We start from the raw sequence: 26302 nt of genomic DNA, 5'->3' as shown, positions 1-26302 counted from the left end.
AACCGGTCAGGAGAGGCGCACGCTGTACATGTCGATGTCGTGGTAGGCGTCGTGCAGGAAAAGCGCGGCCCGCTCGCGCCCGGCGTGGGTGAAACCCGACGCCAGAAGAAAGTCGCCGAGGCCCGGATCCCCCGGTCCGGCCGCCGCAACGAGCGTGGAGAAGGCGTCATGGCGCGCCGCCTCGCCGAGAATGTGCCGGAAGCTCCGCCGCAGGCCGGGATCGGCATACTGCTGTGGGTTGCGCAGGTAAATCCACACGCGCGCCAGTTGCAGGCGGGGTTCGGGCCGGATCTTCAGCAACCCAATCGGATCGCCGCGGCGCGAGATAATGACCAGCTCCTGCTCGATGCCGCGTGGGTGCAACGAGTCCATTTCGCGGTCGTACCGGGTCGCGAGGAAGGTCCCGTATTCGTTGCCCAGAAAGTAGACCGATTCGCTCCAGTTCTCCCAGCGCGCAAGCAGGGGCGCGTCCGCCTCGGCAATGGGCCGGACGCCCGCCTTCAGCGTCATCGCCGCTTTCGCCGCCTGCCAGAGCGAGAGGCGGCCAGCGGGCTGTACGGACTGGTATATCCGGTCGAAGTTAACCCCCTGGGACGAAAGGAGGTTGAACGCGGCGATCGCCGACGCGAACCAGTCCCGCTGGCGATCGCACCAGGCCGGATCCGGGGTGCGGATGGCGCCGGTGCGCGCCGCGTGGATGGCGCTGTGGCCGCCCCCGCACAGGTTCCGCGCCCAGCAGGTATTACACGGCGATGTGCTGATGGCGCCGAGATCGTCGAACGGCGCCCGCCGGTCCTCGTCGATTCGCCCGTCCGCCAGATTCCCGAGCCGGAAGGCGTCCTGTCCGGCGAAATAGCGCGAGGGGTAGAGCTCACCCCGCGCATCGATCGCGAGCTCGTGTGTCCCGCTGGCGTCGGATCGCGGGCGCGGCGCGCCTTCGTAGATCTGGTGAAAGGTGGCCGCGATCGGCTCCAGACGAAAATGCTTTCCCGCGAGCAATTGCTGCGCGTAGTAGACCGCCGCCGCCCGCATCCCCTCCAGCACCGCGGCCGGGTCCAGGCCGGGATCGCGCTGATAGGCCGCCGACAGATCTATTTCGATCCGCGTGAAGCCCGCGCCGTGCAGATGAACGACGGCATCCCGGAACGCGCCCGACGCGGGGGTCAGGATGGCCGTGGCGCCCTCCAGGACGCCGGCCAGCCCCGAGAGGCCCTTTCCCAGCGCCGCGTCAAAAGCGCGCAGGGCGTCCGCGGGCGCGTCCGGCGCGACGCTCCAGGCGAGGGACAGCCCGTGCGGGCCCAAGGCGCGCGCATCGCGGCCGGACAGCGATACGGGCGCCTCCAGGACGATTTCGAGCGATTTTCCCGCGAGCCGCGCGTTGCGGAAGGCGGCATCGACCGATTCCAGCAGCCGCGAGGCCGGCCCGCCGGGATGGATGTGGAGCGCGATCGCATCCCGGTCGCGCGAGCGCCCGAGAAGCAACGCCATCGCCCCCTCGAGGACCACGCAGTCACCATCCGTCCAGACGTCCACCCGTTGCAGGGCGCGCGCCACCTCGAATTGCTTGAGCAGCTCCGCGGGGCTTCGCCGCGGCAGGATCGCTTTCGTGGATCGGAGCCATTCGAGTTCGCCTATCACCTCCTCCACCTCGCGGCGGGGGTGATCCTGCCCGACCAGGTGCGCGATGCGGTTCACCGGCGTTTCGGGATAGTGTTCGAGCACGGCCCACGACACCGCATCGCACTCGAAACAGAAGCAGGTCTCCGTGTCCACCACGAAACGCTTGCCGCCCTGCTCGAAGCGATGTAATGCCGGCGCGCCCATCAATAGGTCCCCAGCGTACCCTTCGCGCGGCTCCACGTTTCCATAAAGCGGAATACGGCCACGCCAAGCCCGAACCAGACCGCGCAATTGACAATCAGAAAGAACATCGACGGGTGCTGCAATACCGGGCGGTAGTTCTCGAAATTGTCACCCACGATGCCCTGGTTGGAGATAAGCGTCCACTTGAGCAGGATGGCGGCGTCGGTAATCGGCAGTATGTGCATGAAGGCCGCCATGATGAAGCCCCGGTTCAGCATCTCCTCGGTGGCGAAAATCGCAAGGGCGAACAGGCCCATGCGAATGAGAATGGCGACCTGCCCCACCTGCTTGAAGACCAGCACGAGCCCGCCCATCATGAATCCGAATCCGAGCAGATTTACGAAGGTAAGGCAGAGCAGAATCGGCACCGCAACCGGATCGAAGTGCAGCGTCCCGCCCACCGTGGCGGTGACCATCCAGACCATGAGCGACGAAGAGAAGATCGAGGTGACCGCCGTGACGATGGTGCGCGCGAGAAAGTTGGTCACGAGCCCGTGCGGGCTGAGGCAGAGCTGCTCCAGCACGCCGGTCCCGGCCATGCTCTGGATGCCCTGGGTAAACATGCCCACGATGCCGAACGCGAACATGCCAATGATGAATCCCAGGACGAAATTCGTCGCCTGGCCCGCGTCGCCGAAACGCCCGTCCATGGCGCTTGTCACTTCGTCACGGCTGACCATGAACCCCATGATCAACACCAGCAGCATGCCGTACCCCATAATCATGCCGGTCACCGTGCGGAACCAGTAGCGGCGCATGACGATGAGCGCGCGCACGATTTCGGCTTTCATGACGAGAAAGAAACTCATAAACTCAAACGCTCCTCCGCGGGCGCGGCCGCAGGTTATATGCTGCTCGTTGTAAGCTGGAGGAACACGCTCTCCAGATTCTGCTGGCGCTGGGAAATGCTCCAGAGCTCGTGGCCCGCATCGCGCAGGCCCGCCATCACCCCGTAGAGCGCCTCGGATCGGGCCGCCGGTTCCGGGGTGATGTTCACCACCAGCAGCGGCCCATCGGCCGACTGTTCCGTTACCGCGCTCAAGACGCCGGGTAGCGCCTCGAAGGCGGCCGTATCGACTTCGCGATCGGTCCGGAAGACGTAGACCTGATCGGAAAACAGGCCGATCAGTTCCGCCGTCGGCTTGCAGGCCACCAGCCCGCCCCTGTCGATGATGCCAATGTGATCGCAGAGCTCCTGCGCCACGTGCATATCGTGCGTGGTCACAAGAACACTCTTGCCATGTTCCCGCGTCATTTCAATGATTTTGTCCTTGATGGCGCGCGCGCTCTGCACGTCAAGCCCGGTCGTGGGCTCGTCCAACAGCAGCACCTTTGGATCCGCGATCATCGCAATGCAGATCGCCAGCTTCTGCTTCTGGCCGCGCGAGAGGTGGCGCACCTGCGTGTGTTTCTTTTCGCGCAGGCCGATGAAATCCAGGAGCTGGTGGGATCGCTCCTTGAGGATGCCGCCCGATACATTCTTCAGGTTGCCGTAGTACGCCAGGTTTTCCAGCGGCGTCAGCGGCCACATGCTCGTGCGCGTGCCTTCGAGCACCACCCCGACCTTTTCGAGGACCCTGCGGCGGTTCCGCTCGACTTCGAGCCCGTCGATGTACACGGCGCCCCGATCCGGCTTCACGAGGCCCGAGAGCATTTTTACCGTGGTCGTCTTTCCGGCGCCGTTGGGGCCCAGCAGGCCGAAGATTTCGCCGGGCTGGATATCGAAGCTGACTCCGGTGACCGCCTTCACTTCCTTGCGGACGTAGACGCGGCGCTTGCTGTCCTCCTCTTCCTTGTGGAAGAAGTGGCGGAGTATAAAGGTTTTTTCGAGGCCCTCCAGGCGAACCAGGGCTTCGGAAGATACGGCCATATCAGGTATCACTTTCCATGCATGGGGGAATAAACTGGCGCCCGCCACCGGGCGCCAATTGCCGCGCGCGGCGCGGGTTCCGCGGAGCCCGCACCGTCCGCGGGGTCCTTCGATTGGTCGAAATAGACAATTTCCAGATTGCGCACAGCGTGCACCAGCACCACCAGCGTAAGGCTTCCCGTCAGGTGGTAGAGCGCGCCGAGCAGGATGGAAAACGCCAGAAACTCGGCGGAATCCACCACGTGATTATAGAAGAAGTGCCGGTGCACCACCGAAAAGACCACCGCCGTAACCAGGATTGCGGCCCAGGCGTTGCCCGTCCAGGCCAGCAGCAAGCCCTGCGCGGCGACGCGGTACACCAACTCCTCGATCAGGCTCACGTCAATGCACGCGAAGACCTGCCGGGGCGATCGCGCCGCGTACGCCGAAACGGGGCGCGGATCGGCGATGTAGACGCCTATATCGCGCAGGCTTTCGAGCGAACGGTGGCTGAAGAGCAGCGATATCCCGAAGATGAGATGGCCGCCCGCCAGCCCCAGTATAACCCATTGCGGGTGAAAAAGTCCCCGGCCGAGGATCCCCTCCTCCCAGGCGTAGTACCCGGCCAGGACCAGCAGCACGGTCTGAAGCGCGCCGCCCGCCACGTAGAAGATTCGAAACGCCGCGCCGCCGCCATGCAATTCCAGATGCTTCCGTCGAAGCTGGTTGAGCATGACCAGCATGAGCAGCGCCCCAGCGGACGCCAGCACGGCCGGCGAATGGAGCCAGGCGGAAAGCCGCGCGCTCTCCAGCGCATGAACGGCGAGAAAAAGCGCAAAGGGCATGAGCGGGGCCGGCATGCCCCGGTGCAGGTGGGTCTCGGCGTCGGCCTCGGTTTCCGGTCCGCTGGCGCGGTGCAAGGCGATCGCGTGCACGAGATATGCGGCCAGCACGCCGAGAAAGAGCCCTGTCACGGCGCGGGCTCCGGATCCACCGCGCCGAGCATCTCGATCATCGCCTGGAGGGAGAAGCCCTCCGCCGCGACCGCGTGGCGCGCGCGCAACGCGTCGAATTCGGGCCGCAGCAGGCCATAACAATACAGATCGTGCGGCTGGCCATCCCGGACCACATGGTCCTTCAGCGTCAATTCGCGCCGGGCGCCAGTCTTCTCGAATATCCGCCACGAAGCCGTGTTGAAGCTGTAGATATAGGCCGTGATCCGGTGAAGATTCAGCTCGAAAAAGCAGTACTCAAGCGCCTGGTAAATGGCGCTGGCGGTGATGAGCTTGTTCCGGAGCTGGGCCTGGCCAAGATACAAATCAATGCTGCACGAACGGTTGCGCCAGCTGATGTTTTGCAGCGAAAGCAAACCGATCGGCCCGTGTTTCGCGCTGTCGACGATCAGGTAGATCCCGCCGGGCATCGTGTGGCCCGTGGCGCGCCCAAGCATGCCCACGATCTTCTCGCGCACCTGGCGGGGCGACCGCGCCGGATCCCCATACAGAAAGTACAGAAAATCGGGGCTTTCCATCCAGCGCACCACCGTGTCCAGATCGTCCCGCTCCGCGCGTCGGATAAAGGTCTCGGTCTTATAGGGCATGGTTCGGGGCGCCGATCTGCGTGGGTTCACTTTGGGGATTGCCGCGGTAGAGGGATTCCATATTGTGCCAGCGTCCCCGCGCGTGGAGCACATCGCGTTGCACGCCGGCGGAAACGAAGCCGTGCCGCGCCAGGTGGGCTCTAAACGCCGACTCGGATTCGAGGCACGTGGCGACCACCTTGCGGAGGCCCCAGCGCACAAACGCGCGCTCCAGCATGACGCCCGTCGCCTCGCCGGCCAGGGGATCCCCATAATCGGATTCGTCGAGGAACAGCAGGCTGTATTCGCAATGGCGGGCTTCCGGATTGAGGCCGCGTAGCGTGCAGAAGCCGCGAATGCCGCCCGTGCGGTCCTCTATGGTGTAGAAGGCGCTTTCGGCGAATTCCTTGCGGTTGAGGAACTCCGCGAGCTCCTCCAGGGTGGGCAGTATCGGTTCCCGGCGGCCATCCAGCAACCCGGCGCGCAACACGCCGTCGCGGTAGAGGGCCGCGAGCGCCGCCACGTCATCGTGTTCCGTGCCGCGAATGTAGCTGTAGGCGCCCGTGATCACCGCGTCCGTTCCCTATCCCCGCAGCGCGCGGCGCCCGCCAGGCAAACCAATCGGGGCCTGCGCCCGGGCGTCAGGCCCCGCTCGATTGCGTCTGGCTCAGCGGGGTCTCAGAACCCCGAAACCGCCTCGTCCGTCTTTGCGTTGCGGAATTCCACCCAGGCGCGGAAAAGCGCGTTGTAGAAATCCAGAAACGAGTCGGCCCGGGGGGTCGATACCGGCTTGATGTGCTTCATAGGTCCACTCCGTAGGTTCTCCAGTCCGCCCCTATTAGACCATATTTCGGCGGCGGCTACAAGTCAAAAAAACCGGCGGGACTCATTCCGGAGCCGGGTTGCTCGGATCCTTGTTCACGAACAGCGGAATAATGGCGGTCAGGCCGTCTTCAAGCGCCGGCCAGGCCCCCGCCGCGGCGACCAGGTCGCGCAGGGCGGTCAGCTTGACCTCGGGGGCCACGTCCTGCGCCTGGTGGGGGCGCCGCGAGATGAGGGCCAGCCGCCGCACGCCGCGTAGCCCTCACGCGCCCGACTGCGTGGGCGTCTTGGAGTCGGCGAACGCGGGAAACACGGTCTGGACCAGCTCCAGGAGGAAGCACAGCAACACGTGGTAGTCGTTCTGAAATCCCGAACACAGGGGACTCTGCGCTTTTTCGGGACGGCGGGAAAGGGTTTGAAGATGCTTCATGATGGTACCTCGGTAAGCGGGGCGAGCCACCGGCGACAATTTCCGGCGACCGCCCTGTGGTTCGGTCCGGCGGCTGCCGGCGGCCTAACGGCTCCCCCCCGGCAGCGGAATATTGGGAAAATCGGAGTTCTCTTTCGCGAGAACCGCTGTCGATACCGCGAAAAGGATGTTGGCGACGAGCGAGAATATCGCGGAAACGTTCACATTCGGCAGTTGCGCGGGCCGCGGGCGCCGGCTGATTACGGATAGATGTTTCACAAGAAAATCCCTGGATGTGTCTGTAGGCTCGATTCGAGGTGGCCGGCTGCCGGGGCGCGCCCCGGAAACGAACTAGCTCCCCGATCCCGCGCCCTCCTTGGTTTCAAAGAACGCCGCGATCGCGTCCGCGATGCCGGCCGCCAGCGCGAGCTTTTCTCCGGTGGTGAAACCATCCGCTTTTTCGGGCAATCGTGACAGATTCTGGAGGTGCTTCAACAATCTCGTCCTTCCTGGGTAGTGTAACGCAGGCGAAGCATAACACAGGGAGGCCGGGCCAGAAAACCGGCGCGCGCTGGTACCGCCCGCTCCTCCGATAGTACCGGCACGCCGCTTCCGCCGTTACACCTGTGGATACCATCCCCAGTGCAACGAAAAAAGTTCCCCGGAGGCTGACAAGAGCCCGCCTCCGGGGAAAAACGCCGATGATCGGCCGGGTCAGACCGGCACGCGGCCCCGAATGACGCTTTCATATCCGTGGCTGTCGCGATCATGTAGCGTCGATTCGCCCATGAGGTAGACGTCGATCGCGCGCGCGGCCTCGCGGCCCTCCAGAATCGCCCAGACCACCAGGGACTGGCCGCGCCGGGCGTCGCCCGCGACGAAGTATTTCTCGCGCGAGGACTTGTAGTCCGTCATGGTCGCTTTGATGGCCTGCCCGAAGCGGTTGCGCTCCATATCGAGCCCCAGATCCTTCACGAAGGTATCGGTTTCCGGCTGGGTGAAGCCCATGGCCAGCAGCACGAGGTCGGCGGGAAGGCGTTCCTCCGTGCCGGGCACTTCCTTCATGGCGCGGCGGCCGTTCTCGTCCGGCTCGCCCCATTCCAGCTGCACGGTGTGCAGCGCGGCCACGTGGCCGTTGCCATTGTCCTCAAAGTGCTTGGTGAGCACGCTGTAACGGCGCTCCCCGCCTTCCTTGTGGCTGGAGGAGGTCCGGTACACAAACGACCACTGCGGCCACGGGTTGTCTTCGGCCCGCGCCAGCGGGGGTTTGGGCATCAATTCCAGGTTGACGAGCGACTTGCACCCCTGGCGCAGGCTCGTGCCGACGCAGTCCGATCCCGTGTCGCCGCCGCCGATCACGATCACGTGCTTGTCCGTCGCCAGAATTTCCTCGTCCTTGACGGGTTTGCCGAGCACGCGCCGCGTCTGCTGCGGCAGGAAATCCATGGCGGGGTAGATGCCCTTCAGGTCCGATCCGGGGATATTCATCCCGTCGAAGGTTCGGCTCTTGGTGGAGCCGATGGTGATCAGCACCGCGTCGTACTGATCCAGCTTGCTCGTGGGCACGTCCACGCCCACTTCGGCGTTGCAGATGAATTCCACGCCCTCGGCGCGCATCTGGTCGACGCGGCGGCGCACGATGGCCTTTTCGAGCTTGAAATTGGGAATGCCGTAGAGCAGCAGGCCGCCGGGTTCGTCCGCCCGTTCATAGACGGACACGTGGTGGCCGGCGCGGTTCAACTGCTGGGCGGCGGCCAGGCCGGCGGGGCCGGATCCCACGATCGCCACGCGCTTGCCGGTCCGGTGTTCGGGCGGCTGCGGGACGATCCAGCCCTCGCGCCAGCCGCGATCCGCAATCTCGCGCTCGTTAATCTCGATGGTGACCGCCGGCTCGTTGATGCCCAGGACGCAGGCCGTCTCGCAGGGCGCCGGGCAGACGCGCCCCGTGAATTCCGGGAAGTTGTTCGTGGAATGAAGGACAAACAGGGCTTCTTCCCAGTCGTCGTCCTTCATGAGCTCGTTGAAGTCCGGGATCTGGTTGCCCAGCGGGCAGCCGCTGTGGCAGAACGGGATCCCGCAGTTCATGCAGCGGTACGCCTGTTCCTTGATCTTCTCCGGGGGCAGCGAGTGCGAAAACTCCCGGTAGTGCTGGAGGCGCTCCGCCGGATCGTCGTCGTGCGCGATCTCCCGGTCGAAAACCATAAATCCCTTGGCTTTATCAGGAAGCATGCGTCACCTCCGGTTGTTCCTGTTCCTGCTGCTTCAGTACGGCGGCGTAGTCGCGGGGCATCACACGGATAAATCGCTTCGTCTCCGCGTCCCAGTTGTCCAGGATCGCCCGGGCCGTTTCGCTTCCGGTGTAGTCCGCGTGGCGCTCCAGCATGCGCCGGAGTTCCGGCAGGCTCTTCTCGTGGAGCGGCTTCAGGTCCACGCTTTCCGTGTTGCAATGGATCGCGAAGTCGCCGTCACGGTCGTACACGTAGGCAATACCGCCGCTCATGCCGGCCGCGAAATTGCGGCCCGTGCGGCCCAGCACGGCCACGCGCCCGCCGGTCATGTACTCGCAAGCGTGGTCGCCCACGCCTTCGACCACCGCCCAGGCGCCGCTGTTACGCACGCCGAAGCGCTCGCCCGCCAACCCGCGGAAGTAGGCTTCGCCCTCGGTCGCGCCGTACAGGGCCACGTTGCCGATGATGATATTCTCGCCGGGCTTGCCGCGGAATTCCGGTGGCGGGGAAACGATAATCTTGCCGCCGGAAAGGCCTTTCCCAACATAGTCATTGGTCTCGCCGATGACGTTCAGGGTCATCCCCTTGATGATGAACGACCCAAAACTGTTCCCGCCGATCCCGTGGCAGTCGATCCAGACCGTGTCCTCGGGCAGGCTGCCGCCGTACATGCCGAGCTTGTGGCGCCGGGTCAGTTCGCTGGCGAGCATCGTGCCGACGGTCCGGTTTACGTTCCGGATCGTTTGCGTGAAGCGAACCGGCGCCTGGTTCTCCAGCGCGGGCTTTGCCTTCTCCATCAGCACATGGTCAAGCGCGCCTTCGATGCCGTGGTCCTGCGGCTTGCTCTGGTGCAGGGTCGATCCGTCCCACGCCTTCGCCATGTAGAGGATGCGGGAGAAGTCGAGGTGCCGCGCCTTCCAGTGTTCGGGCAGCGGCGAGAATTTCAGCATGTCCGCGCGGCCGATCATCTCGTCCATCGTGCGGAATCCGAGTTGCGCCATGATCTTCCGGCATTCCTCGGCCATGAAGAAGAAGTAATTGACCACGTGCTCGGGCTTGCCGTCGAATTTCTTGCGCAGTTCGGGGTCCTGCGTCGCGATACCCACGGGGCACGTGTTCAGGTGACACTTGCGCATCATGATGCACCCCGATACGATCAGCGGGGCCGTCGCAAAACCAAACTCGTCCGCGCCCAGGAGCGCGCCGATGGCCACATCGCGGCCGGTCTTCAGCTGGCCGTCGACCTGCACGCGGATGCGGTCGCGCAGGTCGTTTTCGACGAGGACTTGATGCGTTTCGGTGAGGCCGAGCTCCCAGGGCAGGCCGGCGTACTTGATCGACGTGAGCGGTGACGCGCCCGTGCCGCCGTCGTGCCCGCTGATGAGCACCAGGTCGGCCTTGCCCTTCGAAACGCCGGCCGCGATCGTGCCGACGCCCACCTCGGACACCAGCTTCACGGACACCTTGCCGTGGACGTTTGCGTTTTTCAGGTCGTGGATCAGCTGCGCCAGATCCTCGATCGAGTAGATATCGTGGTGGGGCGGCGGCGAAATCAGCTCCACGCCGGGCGTGGAATAGCGAACTTTCGCAATGTTGTCGAACACCTTGTGGCCCGGCAGCTGCCCGCCTTCGCCCGGCTTCGCGCCCTGCGCCATCTTGATCTGCAGCTCGTCCGAGTTGACCAGGTACTCGTTCGTCACGCCAAACCGGCCCGACGCCACCTGCTTGATGGCGCTGCGGCGCAGGTCGCCGTTCGCGTCCGGCTCGAAGCGCCGCGGGTCCTCCCCGCCTTCGCCGGTGTTGCTGCGCCCGCCGATCCGGTTCATCGCGATCGCCAGGTTTTCATGGGCCTCCGCGCTGATGGATCCGTAGGACATGGCGCCGGTGCAGAAGCGCTTCACGATTTCCGACGCGGGCTCCACCTGTTCCAGCGGGATCGGGTTCCCCTCGCGGAATTCGAGCAGGCCCCGCAGCGCCGCCAGCGACCGGTTGCGGTTGTTCACCTCCTCGGCGAATTCCTCGTAGGTCTTGGCGCTGTTCAGGCGCGTGGCGTGCTGCAGGCGCGCGACGGTTTCCGGGTTCCACATGTGGAACTCGCCCCGGCGCCGCCAGCGGTAGGATCCGCCCACGTCGAGGTCCGGGCGCCGCGCGGGCTTCTCGGGATAGGCCATGGCGTGGCGCATGAGCGACTCGATCGCCACTTCCTTCACGCCGATGCCCTCGATGCGGGTGGCCGTGCCGGAGAAGCAGCGCTGCACGAGCGCCGTGCTCAGGCCGACCGCCTCGAAAATCTGCGCGCAGCGGTAGCTGTGCTGCGTGGAGATGCCGATCTTGGACATCACCTTCAGCAGCCCCTTTTCCACCGCCTTGATGTAGTTTTTCTGGGCGTAGCCGGGCTTCGCTTCGACAACCAGCTCGCGGTTGCGGAGGTCGTCGAGCGTTTCCAGCGCGAGGTACGGGTTCACCGCGCCCGCGCCATAGCCCGTGAGCAGCGCGAAGTGCATCACCTCGCGCGCCTCGCCGGTCTCGATAATGAGCCCGCATTCCGATCGTTTGTGCTTGTGCACCAGGTGCTGGTGCACCGCGCCCACCGCCATCAGGCTCGGGATCGGCGCGTGCGTCTTGCTCACGCCCCGGTCCGAGAGGATGATCATGGTCTTGCCGCCCTGTACGGCCTCGACCGCTTCGCGGCAGATCCGGTGGAGCGCCTTGTCAAGCTCGCCGGGGCCCTTCTCCGCGTCAAACAGCGTCGAAATCACGGCGCTGCGGAAGCCGTCGCGGTCCAGGTTCCTGATGAAGGCAAGCTGCGCGTTCGTCAGAATGGGCGATTGCAGGTGCAGCTGGCGGCAGTCCTCGGGCTTCTCGGCAAGCAGGTTGCCTTCGCGGCCGATGTCCGTCTCGAGCGACATCACAATGTCTTCGCGGATCGGGTCGATGGGCGGGTTGGTCACCTGGGCGAAGAGCTGCTTGAAGTAATTGAAGAGCAGTTGCGGGCGCGGCGACAACACGGCCAGGGCGGCGTCATTGCCCATGGAGCCCGTGGGTTCCTTGCCTTCCTGCGCCATGGGGGCCAGGATGATCTCCAGGTCTTCCCGCGTGTAGCCAAACACCTGCTGGCGCTCCAGCAGGCTGGCGGGCTCCGGCGCCGGCGCGGGTTCCGCCAGGTCCGTCGGCAGCTCCACCCGGTGCGTGTCCAGCCATTCCCGGTAGGGATTCCGGCGCGCGAAGCTATCCTTGAGTTCGGCGTCGTCCACGATCCGGCCCTCTTCCATGTCCACGAGGAACATGCGGCCCGGTTCGAGGCGGCCCTTCTTGAGCACCTTCTCCTGCGGGATCGGCAGGACACCCGCTTCGGACGCCATGATCACCTGGTTGTCGCTGGTGACCCAGTAGCGCGAGGGGCGCAGGCCGTTCCGGTCAAGCACCGCGCCGATGCGCAGGCCGTCGGAGAAGGCCATGGACGCCGGGCCGTCCCACGGCTCCATCTTGCAGGAGTGGTACTCGTAGAACGCCTTTTTCTCATCCGGCATCGTCTCGTGCCCGCTCCACGGCTCCGGAATCATCATCGCCATCGCATGGGCCACGTCGCGACCGCCGCGAACCAGAAGCTCAAAGGCATTGTCGAAATTCGCGGAGTCGCTCGCGCCGGAGGAGAGGATCGGGAGGATTTTCTTGATATCGTCCCCGAAAAGCGGGCTCTCGAAGTGGTGTTCCCGCGAGTCCATCATATTCAGGTTGCCGCGCAGCGTGTTGATCTCGCCGTTGTGCGCCAGAAAGCGGAACGGCTGGGCCAGCGGCCACGCGGGCAGCGTGTTGGTGCTGTAACGCTGGTGCACCAGGGCCATGCCACTCTTCGTGCGCTCGTCCGCCAGGTCCAGGTAGTACTTGTCCATCGCCTCGGGGAGCATCAGCCCCTTGTACACAATCGTCCGGGCGGACATGCTGGGCACATAATACTCGGACTTCCCCGATATGACCGAGTTGCCGATCATGTGGGTCGCCGCCTTGCGGATGGTGTAGAGCTTCCGCTCGAAAGCCTCGACGGTCAGCCCCTCGCTCCGGCCTATGAACACCTGCCGGATAAAGGGCTCGTTCTCCCGGGCCAGCCAGCCGATGTTGCTTGAATCCCGGGGCACATCCCGCCAGCCCAGGAGTTCCTGATCCTCTTCCAGGATCGCTTTGTTCAAGATCTGTATGCAGGATTCGCGGGAATTGCGGTCCCGAGGCAGAAACACCATGCCTACGGCGTATTCGCCGGGCGCGGGCAGGTCAAACCCGTGCGCCCGGGCGCTCTCGGCGAACAACTCATGCGGTATGTGCAGCATGATGCCGCAGCCGTCCCCCGTCTCCGGGTCGCACCCGCACGCGCCGCGGTGCGTCAGATTCACCAGAATCTGGAGGCCGTCCTTGATTATGCTGTGCTGGCTGCGGCCGTCAATATTGCAGATAAAGCCAATGCCACACGCATCGTGCTCGTACGACGGCTCGTACAGCCCGCTTCGGGAGATAGATCGCTGAGACAAAATGGTTCCACCTTATTCACGGTTGTGCCTGGGAGGGGTAAGCAGCGCAGGCAAGGCAGGTATCGAATCCGCGCCCGGTCAGAGGCCGGTATCGCGCGGTTCATTCCAGCGGGTATGATACAAAACACGCGCACCTCATGTCAAATGAATTTGCAACTTGTTTATTTCCAGCTAGTTATAATCTCATTGATACATGGACAACCGCGCGCCCGCACGCCGACCCTTCATGATCGACCCCCTCATATCCTACCATTTGGTAGCTTTTTGAACCAGACCCCATGGCCCGGAGCGCCCGACGCGTGCTATAGTGGACTGCGGACACCCGCAATCCGAACCGTTCTACTGGAGTAAACAACCTCATGCGCACACTGCTTCCCATGCTTTGCATTTATTTCCTGCTCACCCCGTCCGCGCCCGCCGAGACGCCGCCCCGCCGCCTGCTGGAAGAGCCCGCCGCCTGGGAGACCATCGGTGGTACGGCGAAGTCCTTTGAGATTCGAGACGGCCAGCTACGCATCCAGCAGGGTGGCGGCGAACCCTCGGCGATAATAACCCGCGAAAACTACGAAAACTTCGTGCTCCGCTTCCGATTCAACTACCACAAGTGGGAGGAATCCGGACTCTTCATCCACGCGCCCGCCAACGGCGCCTGGCGCGCGGGCCTCGAAATTGAACTGGCCGACCACGCGGGCGACGCGCCGGATCCCTACCGCGCGGGCGCCATCTTCCGTCACGTCCCGCCGAAGGTCGTAGCGGTGAAAGAGCCGGGCGAATGGAATGACTGCACCGTCCACATGGACTGGCCCCACCTGCGCGTCACCATCAATGAACAGGTCGTGCAGGATCTCAACCTTGACGAACACCCGCGGCTGCGGCACACCCTGCGGCGCGGCCGGATCGGCTTTCAGAACAACCTCGGCTGGGGCATGCACATCGCCGATCTCGAACTCGTCCCCCTGCCGGACAGCCCCGGCCGGATCACGATGTTCAACGGCGAAACCCTGGATGGCTGGCGGCCGGTGCGCAACAAGCGCGCCTGGTGGACCGTGGAAGACGGCGTCCTGCGCGGCGCGGGCGGCAACGGCTACCTGCAATACGTCCGCGAATGCCAGGACGTCGCCCTCCAGCTCTATTACCGGTGCAGCTCCTCGGCCAATGGCGGCGTATTCTTCCGGTGGAAAGACGACGACAGCGACCGCGGCAACGAAGTGCAGCTTCTCGACGTCCCCGGGGCGGGCATGGTCTCCGGCAGCATCTACGGCCACGTCCGCGGCCGCGACGATCTGTTCCATCCCGGCGAGTGGAACCTGCTGCAGGTCTTCGTCGAAGGGAACCACGCCGTGACCTATATCAACGGCCAGAAGTCCGCCGAAACCAGCAGCCTCGACAAAATCTGGCCCGGCCACATCACCCTGCAAATGCACCGCGACGGCGCCGTGATCGAATGGAAGGAACTGGAGATGTGGGAGTAGGGGGTTAGGCTTTAGGCTTTAGGCTTTAGGCTGGAGGTGGAAGACGGCCTGGAATTGGGTTACGTAGTTCTTTTCGAGCGCAAGGCACGAATAAGGCCGTTCAGCACTTTCCCTGTCTCGTTGCAATGACGCTCCAATTCGAGGTTGATATCAGGCTCAAGATATCCAAGCCGATTCGATAGATCGAGCTGGTACTCGACTTCCTTGAGCGATCCGTATGCAATATCGAGGAACCTCAAGTACTCTATCTCGGAAGAACGTGCACACCCCTCGACGATGTTTGAGGCAATAGAGACCGCAGCGCGGCGCAATTGCGAGGTAAGCCCGAATTGTTCGTCCTTCGGAAACCGCTGTGTTACACGATACACTTGCAACACCAGCGCATCCGCCAGATCAAAGGCCCGAAGCTTTCGGTGATCCCGCATCGCTCCCTCGCTTTGCTATTCCCAATAGCCGCATCCAATGCAAGCACCCTGGATCGTAATCCTTACGAAAGTCTACAACCTACAGCCTGAAATCTCCACCCAACGGCCCCGCTCCCTACAGCCTACAGCCTAAAGCCTAAAGCCTAAAGCCTCCAGCCCAAAGCCTACAGCCCAAAGCCTCCAGCCTCCAGCCTACAGCCCAAAGCCTACAGCCCAAAGCCTAAAGCCTAAAGCCTAAAGCCTAAAGCCTAAACATGCTACAATACCGCCGCAAACAACCCGGGAGCCCGTATGCGCCATTTCGATGGGGACTATGTCGAGGATGTTGTGAGCCGGCTGGGCGCCATTCGCAAGGATGCCGTGCCCCGCTGGGGCGAACTCACGCGAGACCGGCTGATCGAGCACCTGATCTGGTCGCTCCGCCACGCCATGGGCCGCTCGCGTGCGGTGCCCTTCTTCGGAAACTGCCTCCACCGTTACGTGACCCGCCCGCTCGTTCTCGCCGGCGCCATCGCGTTGCCCAGGGACATGGGGCTCCCGGCCCACCTGCGCGCGCAGGGCATCGTCACCCGCGAACCCGGCGACCTGGAGACCCTGCAAGCCATCCTCGAGGAATACCTCAGCCTGGTCCAGGCCGATGAATTGCAGCCCGCCCCCCACCCCGCCTTCGGCCACCTCGGCATCGACGGCTGGGACCGCTTCCACGTGCTTCATTTCGATCACCACCTCCGCCAGTTCGAATAGCGGGGCCAGGGGACTGCATCGGGCCGGCAAGCCCCAGGGGACTGCATCGGGCCGGCAGTGGCAGCCCGACACCGGAGGCAAAACCCACAACCCGGCCCGAGGCTGTACCCCCAAAAAGCCCAGGGGACCGCATCGGGCCGGCAGTGGCAGCCCGACACCGGAGGCAAAACCCACAACCCGGCCCGAGGCTGTACCCGCAAAAAGGCCCAGGTGTCCGCATCGGACCGGCAGTGGCAGCCCAACACCGGAGGTAAAACCCACAATCCGGCCCGAGGCTGTACCCGCAAAAAGGCCCCTCCCACATTGCGCTCCACATCGCGCTCCAATTGACTTGCGGCCCGGCTGGTTCGTATCATACGCCCCCTGTATCCACCCCGAGACTCCGGCATAAAAATCGATAGGGCAACGCGTTGGGACGTGTGATCGCAATAGCCAACCAGAAGGGGGGCGTGGGCAAGACGACCACCGCCGTCAATCTGGCCGCGTGCATGGCGGCCGCGAAAAAAAAGACGCTGCTGGTCGATCTGGACCCCCAGGGCAACGCCACGCAGGGCCTCGGCATCGACAAGAACGCCCTGGAGGGCTCGGTGTATGACCTTCTCGTGGATGACACGCCCGCGGCGGATCTCGTGCTGGAAACGGAATGGGAACACCTGTATCTCCTGCCCTCGAACCGCGAACTGGTCGGCGCGGAAGTCGAGCTGATCGACGTCGAGAGGCGCGAATACCGGCTGAAGCAGGCGCTCGACGCTATCGCCGCGGACTACGACTTTATATTCATTGACTGCCCGCCCTCGCTCAGTATCCTGACCCTGAACGGGCTCGTGGCGGCGGGCGGCGTGCTGGTGACGCTCCAGTGCGAGTATTACGCGCTCGAAGGGCTCAGCGAACTCCTCCAGACGGTAATCCTCGTGCGCGACAACCTCAATCCGAGCCTGACGGTCTTCGGCGTGTTGCTGACGATGTACCAGCACACCAACCTCTGCAAACAGGTGATCGACGACGTGCGCGGGCACCTGGGCGACTCCGTGTTTCAGAACATCATCCCGCGCAATGTTACCCTGAGCGAGGCGCCGAGCTTCGGCAAGCCCGTCATCTACTACGATCTCAAGTGCGCGGGCGCGCAGGCCTATCTCGCGCTCGCCCGGGAGGTGATTGCCCGTGGCTAGCCCCAAGCGCAAGGGCCTCGGCAAGGGCCTGGGCGCCCTCATCGGCAACAACGCCTCCACCGCCCGCACGGCCCCGGCCCCCGAGAAGCCGGCAATCGCCGCCCCGGCGGAGCCCGCGGCCCTGCCCGATGGCGCGCGCCTGATCGCGCTCGACCCCTCGGAAATCCGCCCGAACCCGAAGCAGCCGCGGCGCGTCTTCAATGAAGAAGCCCTGGAGGAGCTTGCGGAGTCCATCCGGCGCGACGGCGTCCAGGAGCCGGTGCTGGTCCGCCAGGCGGGTGATCACTACGAGCTGATCAGCGGCGAGCGGCGCGTGCGCGCCAGCATCATGGCCGACCGGAAAACGATCCCCGCCATCTGCCGCGACGTATCCGACAAGGACATGCTCAAGCTGGGGTTGATCGAAAACCTCCAGCGCGAGGACCTCAACGCGATCGAACTCGCGCAGGGTTACCAGGATCTGATGGACGAGTTCCAGTGGACCCAGGAGGAAGTCGCGCAGGAAGTGGGCAAAAAGCGGGCCACGGTCGCGAACACGCTCCGGCTGCTCAATCTCCCCGAATCGGTCCAGGCGTGGGTGGCGGACGGCACGCTCTCCATGGGCCATGCCCGCGCGCTGCTCTCCATTGAATCCACGGCGGCGCAGATCAGCGCGGCCCGCAAGATAATCGCGCAGGGCCTGTCGGTGCGGCAGGCGGAAAAAATCGCGGCCGATCAGAAGGCCCAGAAAGACGCCCCCGCAAAGCCGAAGAAGGATCCGAACATCGCGCAACTCGAAGACGAACTGCGCCGGAGCCTCGGCACGAAGGTCCAGCTCAAGACCCAGGGCGGCGGCAAGGGACGCATCGAAATCGAGTACTTTTCGCACGATGAACTGGACCGGCTGCTGGAACTCCTGCGCGGATAAGCTCCGCGTGCGCATGGACCAGGGATCGGGAAAGTCTCGCGTATCTTGCAGGGGCTACAGGAACGGCAGCGACACAATCCACGTTGCAGATCCGTCGCTGCCGTCCCTCGTTAGATAGTAGTAACGTTTTAGCCGTCTGAAGCAGCGGCCCGCTGAAATGGCGCGAACTGTCCGCAAATAGCCGAGGAAGCGCGCCAAAGGATCGCGGACATTCGTGTCCGCGACAAATGGAGCTCGGGACATAAAGAGATGTGACTAATTTGGAATAGAAACCCGGCGCCCACGGAGCGGAACACATTGGGAACCTGTGTCTCTTCACATGCGCATCGATCGCGAGATCTCATGCGCTTTTTCTGCCGCGGACAGGAATGTCCGCGATCCTGCTATTCAAGCCCGTCCTGACTGAGGCTCGCCTTCAACGCGGCGGGTGCTTCATTCCGCGAAAGCGTTACAAATGATCATCGATCGTTTACATAATCATTAATCGCCAGCATATCCAAAAAGGCCCCAACATGCTTGACATTAAATTGATCCGCCAGGAACCCGAGGCCGTCGCCGCCGCACTCGCTAAACGCGGCGGCGCGTATCCTATAGACCACGTCTTAAGGCAAGACGCGAAACGCCGAAGCCTCACATACGACATGGAACTACTTCGCGCTGAACAGAACAAAGCCAGTGACGGTATTGCTGCTGCCAAGCGAGCCGGGGAAGACGCATCTCCGATCATTGAGGAAATGAGGCTGGTCAAAGACATGATCGCCATAAAAGAAGAAGAGATGCGGCAAGTTGAGACCAATCTCACGGATCACCTTCTCCGATTGCCCAACCTGCCCGACGCCAGCCTCCCCGAGGGGCAGGACGAATCGCACAACCGCGAAGAGCGCGCCTGGGGCGAGATCCCCCAATTCTCCTTTGAGCCGAAGGATCACGTTGCGCTGGGCGAGGCGCTCGGGATCCTCGATTTCGAGCGGGCGGCCAAGCTGACCGGCGCGCGCTTCTGCCTGAGCACGGGCCCCGGCGCGCGGCTGGAGCGGGCGCTCATCAACTTCATGCTCGACACCCACACGGAAAAGCACGGCTACACCGAGGCCCTGCCGCCCTTCATGGTCAATTCCCAGAGCATGCAGGGCACCGGCCAGCTCCCGAAATTCGCGGCGGATGGCTTCCGCGTGCAGGACACCGACTACTGGCTCATCCCGACCGCCGAAGTCCCCGTCACCAACATCCATCGGGACGAGATCCTGCGCGACGAGGAACTGCCGCGCTACTACGCCGCCTACACCCCGTGTTTCCGGAGTGAGGCCGGATCGCACGGCAAGGACACGCGGGGGATGATCCGCCAGCACCAGTTCAACAAGGTCGAAATGGTCAAGTTTGTGCGCCCGGAAGAGAGCTGGGACGAGTTGGAGAAGCTGACGCAGAACGCCGAGGCGATCCTGCGGGCCCTGGGACTCCCCTACCGCGTCATGACCCTGTGCACCGGCGATCTCGGCTTTTCCGCCGCAAAGACCTACGATCTCGAGGTCTGGCTCCCGGGCCAGAACGCCTACCGCGAAATCAGCTCCTGCTCCAATTTCACCGATTACCAGGCGCGCCGGGCGAACATCCGCTTCAAGCGCGACAAAAAGCCGGAATTCGTGCATACCCTGAACGGATCCGGACTCGCCGTGGGCCGCACGCTGGTGGCCATCCTCGAGAATTACCAGCGGGAAGACGGTTCGGTGCTCATTCCCGAGGCGCTCCGAGGCTATATGGGCGGCCTGGAGGTGATCCGGAACGCCTGAGGGCCCGCCGCGCGGGCGGATCGGCGATATGATCGCCCCGCAGTTGCGCGCCGCGCGGGTATTTTGCTACACTTCCCGCTCTGTGTGCGGGCGCGCGTACTTTCCGGTTGGAATGCCGCGCGCCCGGTGTATCTGCGGTCTCTTCGCGCGGGCCCCTGCCTGGCCGCCGCGCCGGAATCCGCCCCGGAAAGAATCCTGTATCGTGAACGAACGCACCTTTGTAATGGTTAAGCCCGATGGCGTGGGGCGCCGCCTCGTGGGCGAGTGCATCCGCCGATTCGAGCAACGCGGCCTGAAACTGGTTGGGCTGAAGATCCAGATCCTCGGCCAGGACATTGCCAAAGCGCACTACGACGAACACAAGGACAAGCCCTTCTTCGGCGATCTCGTCTCCTTCATCACCTCCGGCCCGACGGTCCAGATGGTGTGGGAAGGCCCCGACGCCGTGGCGCAGGTCCGGAAGATGAACGGCGCGACCAACTGCCTGAAGGCCGACGTGGGCACGATCCGCGGCGACTTCGGCCTGAGCATGCAGAACAACATCATTCACGCGTCGGACGCCCCCGAGACGGCCGAGCGCGAGATCAGTCTCTATTTCAACGACAGCGAACTCATAACCTATAGCCAGCCTGACGACCAGTGGTTGAACTGACCCGTCGCAGGACCCAGCGAGAAAAGCAATAAGCTTCAGGAGGATTTTCAGTGGCTGGAGGACGTAAAGCCCGCAAGGCGAAGATTAACAAGCACAAGCGCAAGAAGAAGCGGCGCGCGAACCGCCACAAGAACAAGAAGAGCTGATTTCCGGCTGCTTTTTGCACGCTTTTTTGACGCACTCCCGGCCCCGCCGTACACGGGGCCGGGATTGTGCGCTTTTCCCTTTCCCGAACCCAGGAGGCTCCCCCGATGAGCGAGGAAGAAAAGAAAATCTTTATCGACGAGGGGTGGAAAGCCCAGGTACAGCGGGAAAAGGAAGAAGCGGCCCGCAAGGCCGCGGCGGTCGAGGCGCCCGCGCAGGCGCAGGCGCCCGCCGAAGCGGACGAGCCCGCCCTGGAAGACGATCCCGACGCGGCGAGCTTCACCGCCCTGATCGGCTCCCTGGCGACCCAGGCCATGTTCGCCCTGGGCCTCGTGGCCGAGCCGGGCACGGGCCAGGTCATGGTCAATCTGGACGCCGCCCGCTACACGCTCGACCTGATGATCATGTTGCAGGAGAAAACCGCCGGCAACCTCACCCAGGACGAGTCGCAGGGGCTCGCCCAGGCCCTGGGCGAACTGGAGCAGGCCTTCGCCGTGCGCGTGCAGCAATTCGAGCAACAGGCCATGCGCCAGTCCGGCGTCGATCCGGCCAATCTCAAAGGCGCGCCCGAGGCCTGATCCAGCCGCGCGGTTTGACTCCAAAGGGAATCAATCAGTAGACTGGCGCCTGCGGAAACTTGGGCCCTCAGGTGTAACAACCGGCGCGTTTTTATCCACTCTCCTCCATAGAGCGGCGACGCCGGTCCGTCAGGCGGGCCCTGCGCGGGCGGGCCGCTTCGCGGAACCCTCGCATGGAGAATCGAATGCTGCGACCGATCGTTTTCACCCTGTTCCTGGCAAGCCTGCTCGCGCTCCCCTTCCGGGCAATCGCCCAGGAATCCGCGCCCCCCGCGATCGAGGAGGCCGAAACGCCCCTGGAATCCGTCCAGGCGCCGGAGTCGGATGACGCCCCCTTCCTCCCCACGCCCGCCAACGAACTGACGCTCCGCTACGGCGATCACCTGGACGGGCTCGACGGAGACATCAACCTCCGGGAGGAAATCAATATCGACCTGATCGATCTCGAGCCGCTGCGCCAGACCCTGCGCGCGGGCGCGGGCGCCGATCTCCTCCAGCTCGCGCTGCAAGAGTGCATCCTCATCGCGCTCGCCGAAAACCTCGATATCGCCGTAACCGAGTATGAGCCCCTCAAGGCCGATCAGGACATCTTTTCCGCGCGGGGCGAGTTCGATCCCATCCTCCAGAGCTCCGCCATCTATTCCCGATCGAACCAGTCCCAATCGCAGCAGACCGTGGCCTTCGGCGGCATCAGCAGCGTGGAATCCTGGGACACCGTCACCAACGCAACACTGGCCGGCCGGCTGCACCTGGGCACGCAATACAACATCTCCTGGGACATGCAGAAGTCGGAGTCGACCTTCAGCCGCTTCGTCGAGGAACACAGCGGCCAGCTCAACCTCCAGCTAACCCAGCCCCTTTTGCGCGGCTTCGGCCTGAAGTACAACCGCGTCCGTATCAACATCGCGCGGAACTCAAAACTCGCCACCCAGGAACAGCTCCGGCTCACCGTGCTCCAGACGGTATCGGAGGTCATTCGCGCGTACTGGGATCTCGTGGGCGCGGTCGAAAACCTCAAGGTGCGGTCCGAAGCGCTGGACAACGCCGAGCGCCTCCTCAAGGTCAACGAGACCCGCCAGGAAATCGGCACGGCCGCGGACATCGAGGTCTTGCAGGCCAAGGCCGGCGTGGCCACGCGCCAGAGCGACTTCATCGCGGCGCGCCAGAGCATCACGGACGCAAGCAACTACCTCAAGAGCCTGCTGAACCTGCGCGATGGCGACCGCTTCTCCAAAGCGCTGATAGTACCCATCGACCGGCCCGCGCCCGCGGAGCCCGGCGACTTCGACCCCCAGGCCTACGAGGCCCAGGTCTTCGCGAGTATCGACAAGGCGCTGGAAAACCGCCCGGAGATGACCATCCGCCAGCTCGAAATCGACAGCGCCGTGCTGGAGGAATACCGCACCCGGCGCGATCTGATGCCCCAGCTTGACCTGATCTACCGCTACACCTCCGGCGGGCGCGATCACAAACTGCGCGAGACACTCGAAGGCATCCGCGACCGGCAGGACTACGCCTACGCCTACGGGTTTCAGGCCTCGGTTCCGATTTTCAACCGCACCGCCCGCGGTTCCTTCAATCGCGCCCGCCTCACCCGCCGCCAGGCCGAGGTCAACCTGGAGCAGGCGCGCCAGCAGGTCATGCTCAATGTAAACCTCGCCACGAGCAAACTCGCCTCGAACGCCATGCTCGTGCAGAGCAACAAGCAGGCCACGCGCCTCCAGATCGCCAATGTCGCGGCCGAGGAAAAACGCCTCCAGCTCGGCGTCACCACCAGCTGGCAGGTCCTCCAGATCCAGCAGGACTTGACCGCCGCACAGGTGCAGGAACTGATCTCCAACATCGAGTACGAAAAGGCCCGGGTCGAACTGGAGCTCGCCGAAGGCGCCCTCCTGGACAACCTGGGCATCGAGCTGGATGCCCCCGAGGCCGAGGACAAGCCCGTCGGCTATTGGGAAGGCCTCCGGCCCCGCTGGGAGTAACCTCCCCCGCCCCGAGCCCGCCCGCGCCATCGTTCACCCAGGTAGTAACAGGAAAGAAGCATCATGTCACAATCCTTCTCCATCGCATTGCTTGAAGGCGACGGTATCGGCCCGGAACTCTCCGTGGAGGCCGTCAAGGTCCTGGAAGCCGTCGAGCGCATCAGCGACGTCAAGTTCGATATCCTCCGCGCCGATTTCGGCGGCGCCGCCTACTTCAAGCACGGCCACGCCTTCCCCGACGAGACAAAAGCCATCTGCGACAAGGCCGACGCCATCGTCAAGGGGCCCATCGGCCTGAGCTTCGAGGAATCGAAGAAAATCCCCGTGGACGAGCAGCCCGAGCGCGGCGCCCTGCTCCCCCTCCGCCGCCGCTACAACACCTTCGCCAATTTCCGTCCCGTCTACCTCCCGCCGGAACTCGCCCACTTCTCCCCGCTGAAGCCCCATGTCGTCGCGGGGGGCATCGACCTCATGATGATCCGCGAGCTCGTCGGCGGCCTCTACTTCGGCAAGAAGGAGACCGGCGTCAACGCCGAGGGCAAGCGCTTCGTCGACGAACACCTTGAATACGACGAGGACCAGATCGCCGCCATCATGCACGTCGCTTTCCAGGAGGCCATGGGCCGCAAGAAAGTCCTCCACAACGTCCACAAGAGCAACGTGCTCAAGTCGAGCGTGCTCTGGAACGAGATCCTCGGCGAGATCGCGCCCGAATACCCCGAAGTCGAGGTCAAGCAGATCATCGTCGACGCCGCCGCCACCGCCCTCGTGATCAACCCGCGCCAGTTTGACGTCATGGTCATGGAAAACATGTTCGGCGACATCCTCAGCGACCTCGGCGGCGGCATCCTCGGCTCCCTCGGCCTCATGCCCTCCGCCTGCGTCGGCCCCGACAAGGCCTACTACGAACCCTCCCACGGCTCCGCCCCCGACATCGCCGGCCAGGGCATCGCCAACCCCTACAGCATGATCGGGTCCGTCGCGCTGATGCTGGACAAGAGCTTCGGCCTCAAGACCCAGGCCCGAATGGTGTGGGACGCCATGCGCAGCGTCTTCGGGGCCGGCATCACCACCGCCGACCTCCGCGACCCCGAAGGCAAGCTGACCATCATGAAAACCAGCGAATTCGGCGACAAGGTCGTGGCGGCGCTGAAACAGTAGCGACCTTAGACTCGCGGGCCTCACGCATTCCTGGCTGAGATGAGGCCGCCCCTGTCAAACGAATCGCGGGCCCCCGGTCCGGGGGCCCGCGACGCAATTCGCTTGTATCTCCGCCGCCGTTACGCCTTCTTTTCCGGCTCCGGCGGGTATTTGATCTGGAGGTGGAGCTCTTCGAGCTGGATCGGCTTGACCTGGTTGGGCGCGGCCATGAGGAGGTCCTGCGCCTTCTGGTTGAGCGGGAAGGCGATGACCTCGCGGATGTTGGGCTCGTCGGCCAGAAGCATGACGATGCGGTCGAGGCCGGGCGCGATGCCGCCGTGGGGCGGGGCGCCGTAGTGGAAGGCCTTCCAGAGGGCGGGGAACTCGTTCTTCACCACGTCCTCGTTGTAGCCGGCGATCTCGAAGGCCTTGAGCATGATGTCCGGGCGGTGGTTACGGATGGCGCCGGAGCTGAGCTCGATGCCGTTGCACACGATGTCGTACTGGAAGGCGAGGACGTCGAGCGGATCCCGCGTTTCGAGCGCCTCCATGCCGCCCTGGGGCATCGAGAAGGGGTTGTGGCTGAAGTCGACCTTCTTGAGCTCCTCGTTCCACTCGAACATGGGGAAGTCCACGATCCAGCAGAAGGAGACGACGTTCTTGTCGATCAGGCCGAGCTCCGCGCCGAGCCACGTGCGGACCTTGCCCAGGAGCTCGTTGGTCTCCTGGCGCTTGCCCGCGCCGAAGAAGAGCGCGTCGCCCTCCTCCGCGCCCATGCGCGCCTTGAGCGCTTCCTTCTCCGTCTCGCTGAGGAACTTGACGATCGGCCCCTTCATTTCGCCGTCGCGCAGCGCGATCCACGCAAGCCCGCGGGCGCCCTGCGACTTCGCGTACTTCTCCGCGTCGTCGAAGAACTTCCGGGGCTGGCTCGCGGCGCCCTTCGCGTTGATCACCTTGACCGCGCCGCCGGTCTCCACCTGGCTTGCAAAGACCTTCAGCTCGCAGGCGCCGAAAAGGTCCGTGCAATCGACCATCTCCAGGCCAAAGCGGATGTCCGGCTTGTCGTTGCCGTACTTCTCCATCGCGTCGCGGAAGGGGATGCGCGGGAAGACCTCCGCCACGATCTGCTTGTTCGAGAGTTCCTTGAACAGCGTGCAGAGGAGGCCCTCCAGCTGCGTGAAGAGTTCGTCCTGCGTGATGAAGGACATCTCGATATCGATCTGGTAGAACTCGCCCGGGCTCCGGTCCGCGCGCGAGTCCTCGTCGCGGAAGCAGGGGGCGATCTGGAAGTAGCGGTCGAACCCCGAGACCATCAGCAGCTGCTTGAATTGCTGCGGCGCCTGCGGCAGCGCGTAGAAATGGCCCGGGTAGTGGCGGCTCGGCACGAGGTAGTCCCGCGCGCCCTCCGGCGACGAACTCGTCAGGATCGGCGTGTGGAACTCCGTGAAGCCGTGCTCCGTCATGTACTTCCGCACCAGCGCTGTCGTCTGGGAGCGGAGCAGGATGTTCTGGTGCATGTGCTCCCGGCGCAGATCCAGGAAGCGGTGCTCCAGGCGCATCTCCTCCGGGCAATCCAGCTCCTGGTTCACCGGGAACGGCAGAATCTCCGCCATCGACTCGATTTCCAGCGCGCGGCACACCACCTCGATTTCGCCCGTCGGCATGTTCGGGTTCACCGTCTCCGCCGTCCGCGGCACCACCTCCCCCGTCACCGTCAGCACGCTCTCATTCCGCGCCCGGTCCGCATCCGCAAAACCCGGGCTGTCCGGATTCACCACGACCTGCGTCAGGCCGTAGTGGTCCCGCAGGTCGATGAAAATAACGCCGCCATGGTCGCGCTTGCGGTGGACCCAGCCGGACAGGCGGACCTGTTCGCCGGCGTGATCCTTGCGCAGCGCGCCGCACGTGTGAGTTCTGAAAGGGTGCATGAAGGGCCTCAAGGGTTATACGGATCGCGAGCGAAAACACGGGGGATTGAAAGCGGATAGGATACTAAGCGCGGGCGGATCGGGTCAAATTTTGGGGGGCGGGG

Annotated in this window: 22 protein-coding genes; 9 read left to right on the top strand and 13 right to left on the bottom strand. The window is 64.0% G+C overall.

Going from position 1 to position 26302, the window contains the following annotated elements; genetic code table 11:
• Nucleotides 1-6: 6 nt before the first annotated feature.
• The 11 genes from KF886_21350 to gltB form a co-directional block, all read right to left on the bottom strand.
• Complete coding sequence (locus tag KF886_21350) at nt 7-1824, bottom strand: SPASM domain-containing protein (protein MBX3179906.1); 1818 nt, start codon at nt 1822-1824, stop codon at nt 7-9.
• The gene (locus KF886_21345) at nt 1824-2672 is read right to left on the bottom strand and encodes an ABC transporter permease (protein MBX3179905.1); all 849 of its coding nucleotides are present in this window, start codon (nt 2670-2672) and stop codon (nt 1824-1826) included. The genes KF886_21350 and KF886_21345 overlap by 1 nt, the downstream gene beginning before the upstream one ends.
• Nucleotides 2673-2707: 35 nt before the next feature.
• Complete coding sequence (locus KF886_21340) at nt 2708-3733, bottom strand: ABC transporter ATP-binding protein (GenBank protein MBX3179904.1); 1026 nt, start codon at nt 3731-3733, stop codon at nt 2708-2710.
• An 8-nt stretch (nt 3734-3741) separates the two neighbouring features.
• Nucleotides 3742-4686: a CPBP family intramembrane metalloprotease gene (locus tag KF886_21335; protein MBX3179903.1), complete on the bottom strand. Its 945-nt coding sequence runs from the start codon at nt 4684-4686 to the stop codon at nt 3742-3744.
• On the bottom strand, nt 4683-5312 hold the full coding sequence (locus tag KF886_21330; protein MBX3179902.1) for a GNAT family N-acetyltransferase: 630 nt from the start codon (nt 5310-5312) through the stop codon (nt 4683-4685). The genes KF886_21335 and KF886_21330 overlap by 4 nt, the downstream gene beginning before the upstream one ends.
• A complete protein-coding gene (locus tag KF886_21325; protein MBX3179901.1) occupies nt 5302-5862 on the bottom strand; it encodes a GNAT family N-acetyltransferase in 561 nt (186 codons plus the stop codon). The genes KF886_21330 and KF886_21325 overlap by 11 nt, the downstream gene beginning before the upstream one ends.
• Before the next feature lie 315 nt (nt 5863-6177).
• Nucleotides 6178-6363 carry a hypothetical protein gene (locus KF886_21320; GenBank protein MBX3179900.1) on the bottom strand — a complete coding sequence of 62 codons (186 nt, stop codon included), beginning with the start codon at nt 6361-6363 and terminating at the stop codon, nt 6178-6180.
• A 12-nt stretch (nt 6364-6375) separates the two neighbouring features.
• A complete protein-coding gene (locus tag KF886_21315; protein ID MBX3179899.1) occupies nt 6376-6543 on the bottom strand; it encodes a hypothetical protein in 168 nt (55 codons plus the stop codon).
• A gap of 330 nt (nt 6544-6873) precedes the next feature.
• On the bottom strand, nt 6874-7020 hold the full coding sequence (locus KF886_21310; protein ID MBX3179898.1) for a hypothetical protein: 147 nt from the start codon (nt 7018-7020) through the stop codon (nt 6874-6876).
• Nucleotides 7021-7236: 216 nt separating this feature from the next.
• The gene (locus KF886_21305; GenBank protein MBX3179897.1) at nt 7237-8751 is read right to left on the bottom strand and encodes a glutamate synthase subunit beta; all 1515 of its coding nucleotides are present in this window, start codon (nt 8749-8751) and stop codon (nt 7237-7239) included.
• On the bottom strand, nt 8741-13273 hold the full coding sequence (gene gltB / locus KF886_21300; protein MBX3179896.1) for a glutamate synthase large subunit: 4533 nt from the start codon (nt 13271-13273) through the stop codon (nt 8741-8743). Before gltB ends, KF886_21305 begins: the two co-directional genes overlap by 11 nt.
• A gap of 359 nt (nt 13274-13632) precedes the next feature.
• Between gltB and KF886_21295 the strand changes: the two genes are divergently transcribed.
• Nucleotides 13633-14745, top strand: coding sequence for a DUF1080 domain-containing protein (locus tag KF886_21295; protein ID MBX3179895.1), 1113 nt, complete (start codon nt 13633-13635; stop codon nt 14743-14745).
• 59 nt (nt 14746-14804) lie between these two features.
• Here KF886_21295 and KF886_21290 read toward each other — a convergent pair whose 3' ends face one another.
• Nucleotides 14805-15170, bottom strand: a complete 366-nt coding sequence (locus KF886_21290; protein MBX3179894.1) for a four helix bundle protein — start codon at nt 15168-15170, stop codon at nt 14805-14807.
• A 291-nt stretch (nt 15171-15461) separates the two neighbouring features.
• Here KF886_21290 and KF886_21285 point away from each other — a divergent pair, with 291 nt between their 5' ends.
• From KF886_21285 to KF886_21250, 8 genes are all read left to right on the top strand, one after another.
• The gene (locus KF886_21285) at nt 15462-15914 is read left to right on the top strand and encodes a DUF1569 domain-containing protein (GenBank protein ID MBX3179893.1); all 453 of its coding nucleotides are present in this window, start codon (nt 15462-15464) and stop codon (nt 15912-15914) included.
• A gap of 410 nt (nt 15915-16324) precedes the next feature.
• On the top strand, nt 16325-17083 hold the full coding sequence (locus KF886_21280) for a ParA family protein (protein MBX3179892.1): 759 nt from the start codon (nt 16325-16327) through the stop codon (nt 17081-17083).
• On the top strand, nt 17076-17990 hold the full coding sequence (locus KF886_21275) for a ParB/RepB/Spo0J family partition protein (protein ID MBX3179891.1): 915 nt from the start codon (nt 17076-17078) through the stop codon (nt 17988-17990). Before KF886_21280 ends, KF886_21275 begins: the two co-directional genes overlap by 8 nt.
• Before the next feature lie 512 nt (nt 17991-18502).
• A complete protein-coding gene (gene serS, locus KF886_21270; GenBank protein ID MBX3179890.1) occupies nt 18503-19774 on the top strand; it encodes a serine--tRNA ligase in 1272 nt (423 codons plus the stop codon).
• A gap of 112 nt (nt 19775-19886) precedes the next feature.
• On the top strand, nt 19887-20426 hold the full coding sequence (gene ndk / locus KF886_21265; GenBank protein ID MBX3179889.1) for a nucleoside-diphosphate kinase: 540 nt from the start codon (nt 19887-19889) through the stop codon (nt 20424-20426).
• Nucleotides 20427-20677: 251 nt separating this feature from the next.
• On the top strand, nt 20678-21148 hold the full coding sequence (locus KF886_21260; protein MBX3179888.1) for a DUF1844 domain-containing protein: 471 nt from the start codon (nt 20678-20680) through the stop codon (nt 21146-21148).
• 185 nt (nt 21149-21333) lie between these two features.
• Entirely contained in the window at nt 21334-23130 is a 1797-nt protein-coding gene (locus tag KF886_21255; protein MBX3179887.1) for a TolC family protein, read from the top strand.
• A gap of 63 nt (nt 23131-23193) precedes the next feature.
• A complete protein-coding gene (locus KF886_21250) occupies nt 23194-24291 on the top strand; it encodes a 3-isopropylmalate dehydrogenase (protein ID MBX3179886.1) in 1098 nt (365 codons plus the stop codon).
• 119 nt (nt 24292-24410) lie between these two features.
• Here the strand turns inward: KF886_21250 and aspS are convergent, their stop codons facing one another.
• Nucleotides 24411-26198, bottom strand: a complete 1788-nt coding sequence (gene aspS, locus KF886_21245; GenBank protein MBX3179885.1) for an aspartate--tRNA ligase — start codon at nt 26196-26198, stop codon at nt 24411-24413.
• Nucleotides 26199-26302 lie beyond the last annotated feature (104 nt).

The sequence above is a fragment of the Candidatus Hydrogenedentota bacterium genome, assembly GCA_019637335.1.
Classification (GTDB): Bacteria; Hydrogenedentota; Hydrogenedentia; order Hydrogenedentales; family JAEUWI01; genus JAEUWI01.
The sequence above is the reverse complement of the archived record's forward strand: the minus strand, read 5'-3'. Positions and strand labels throughout refer to the sequence as shown.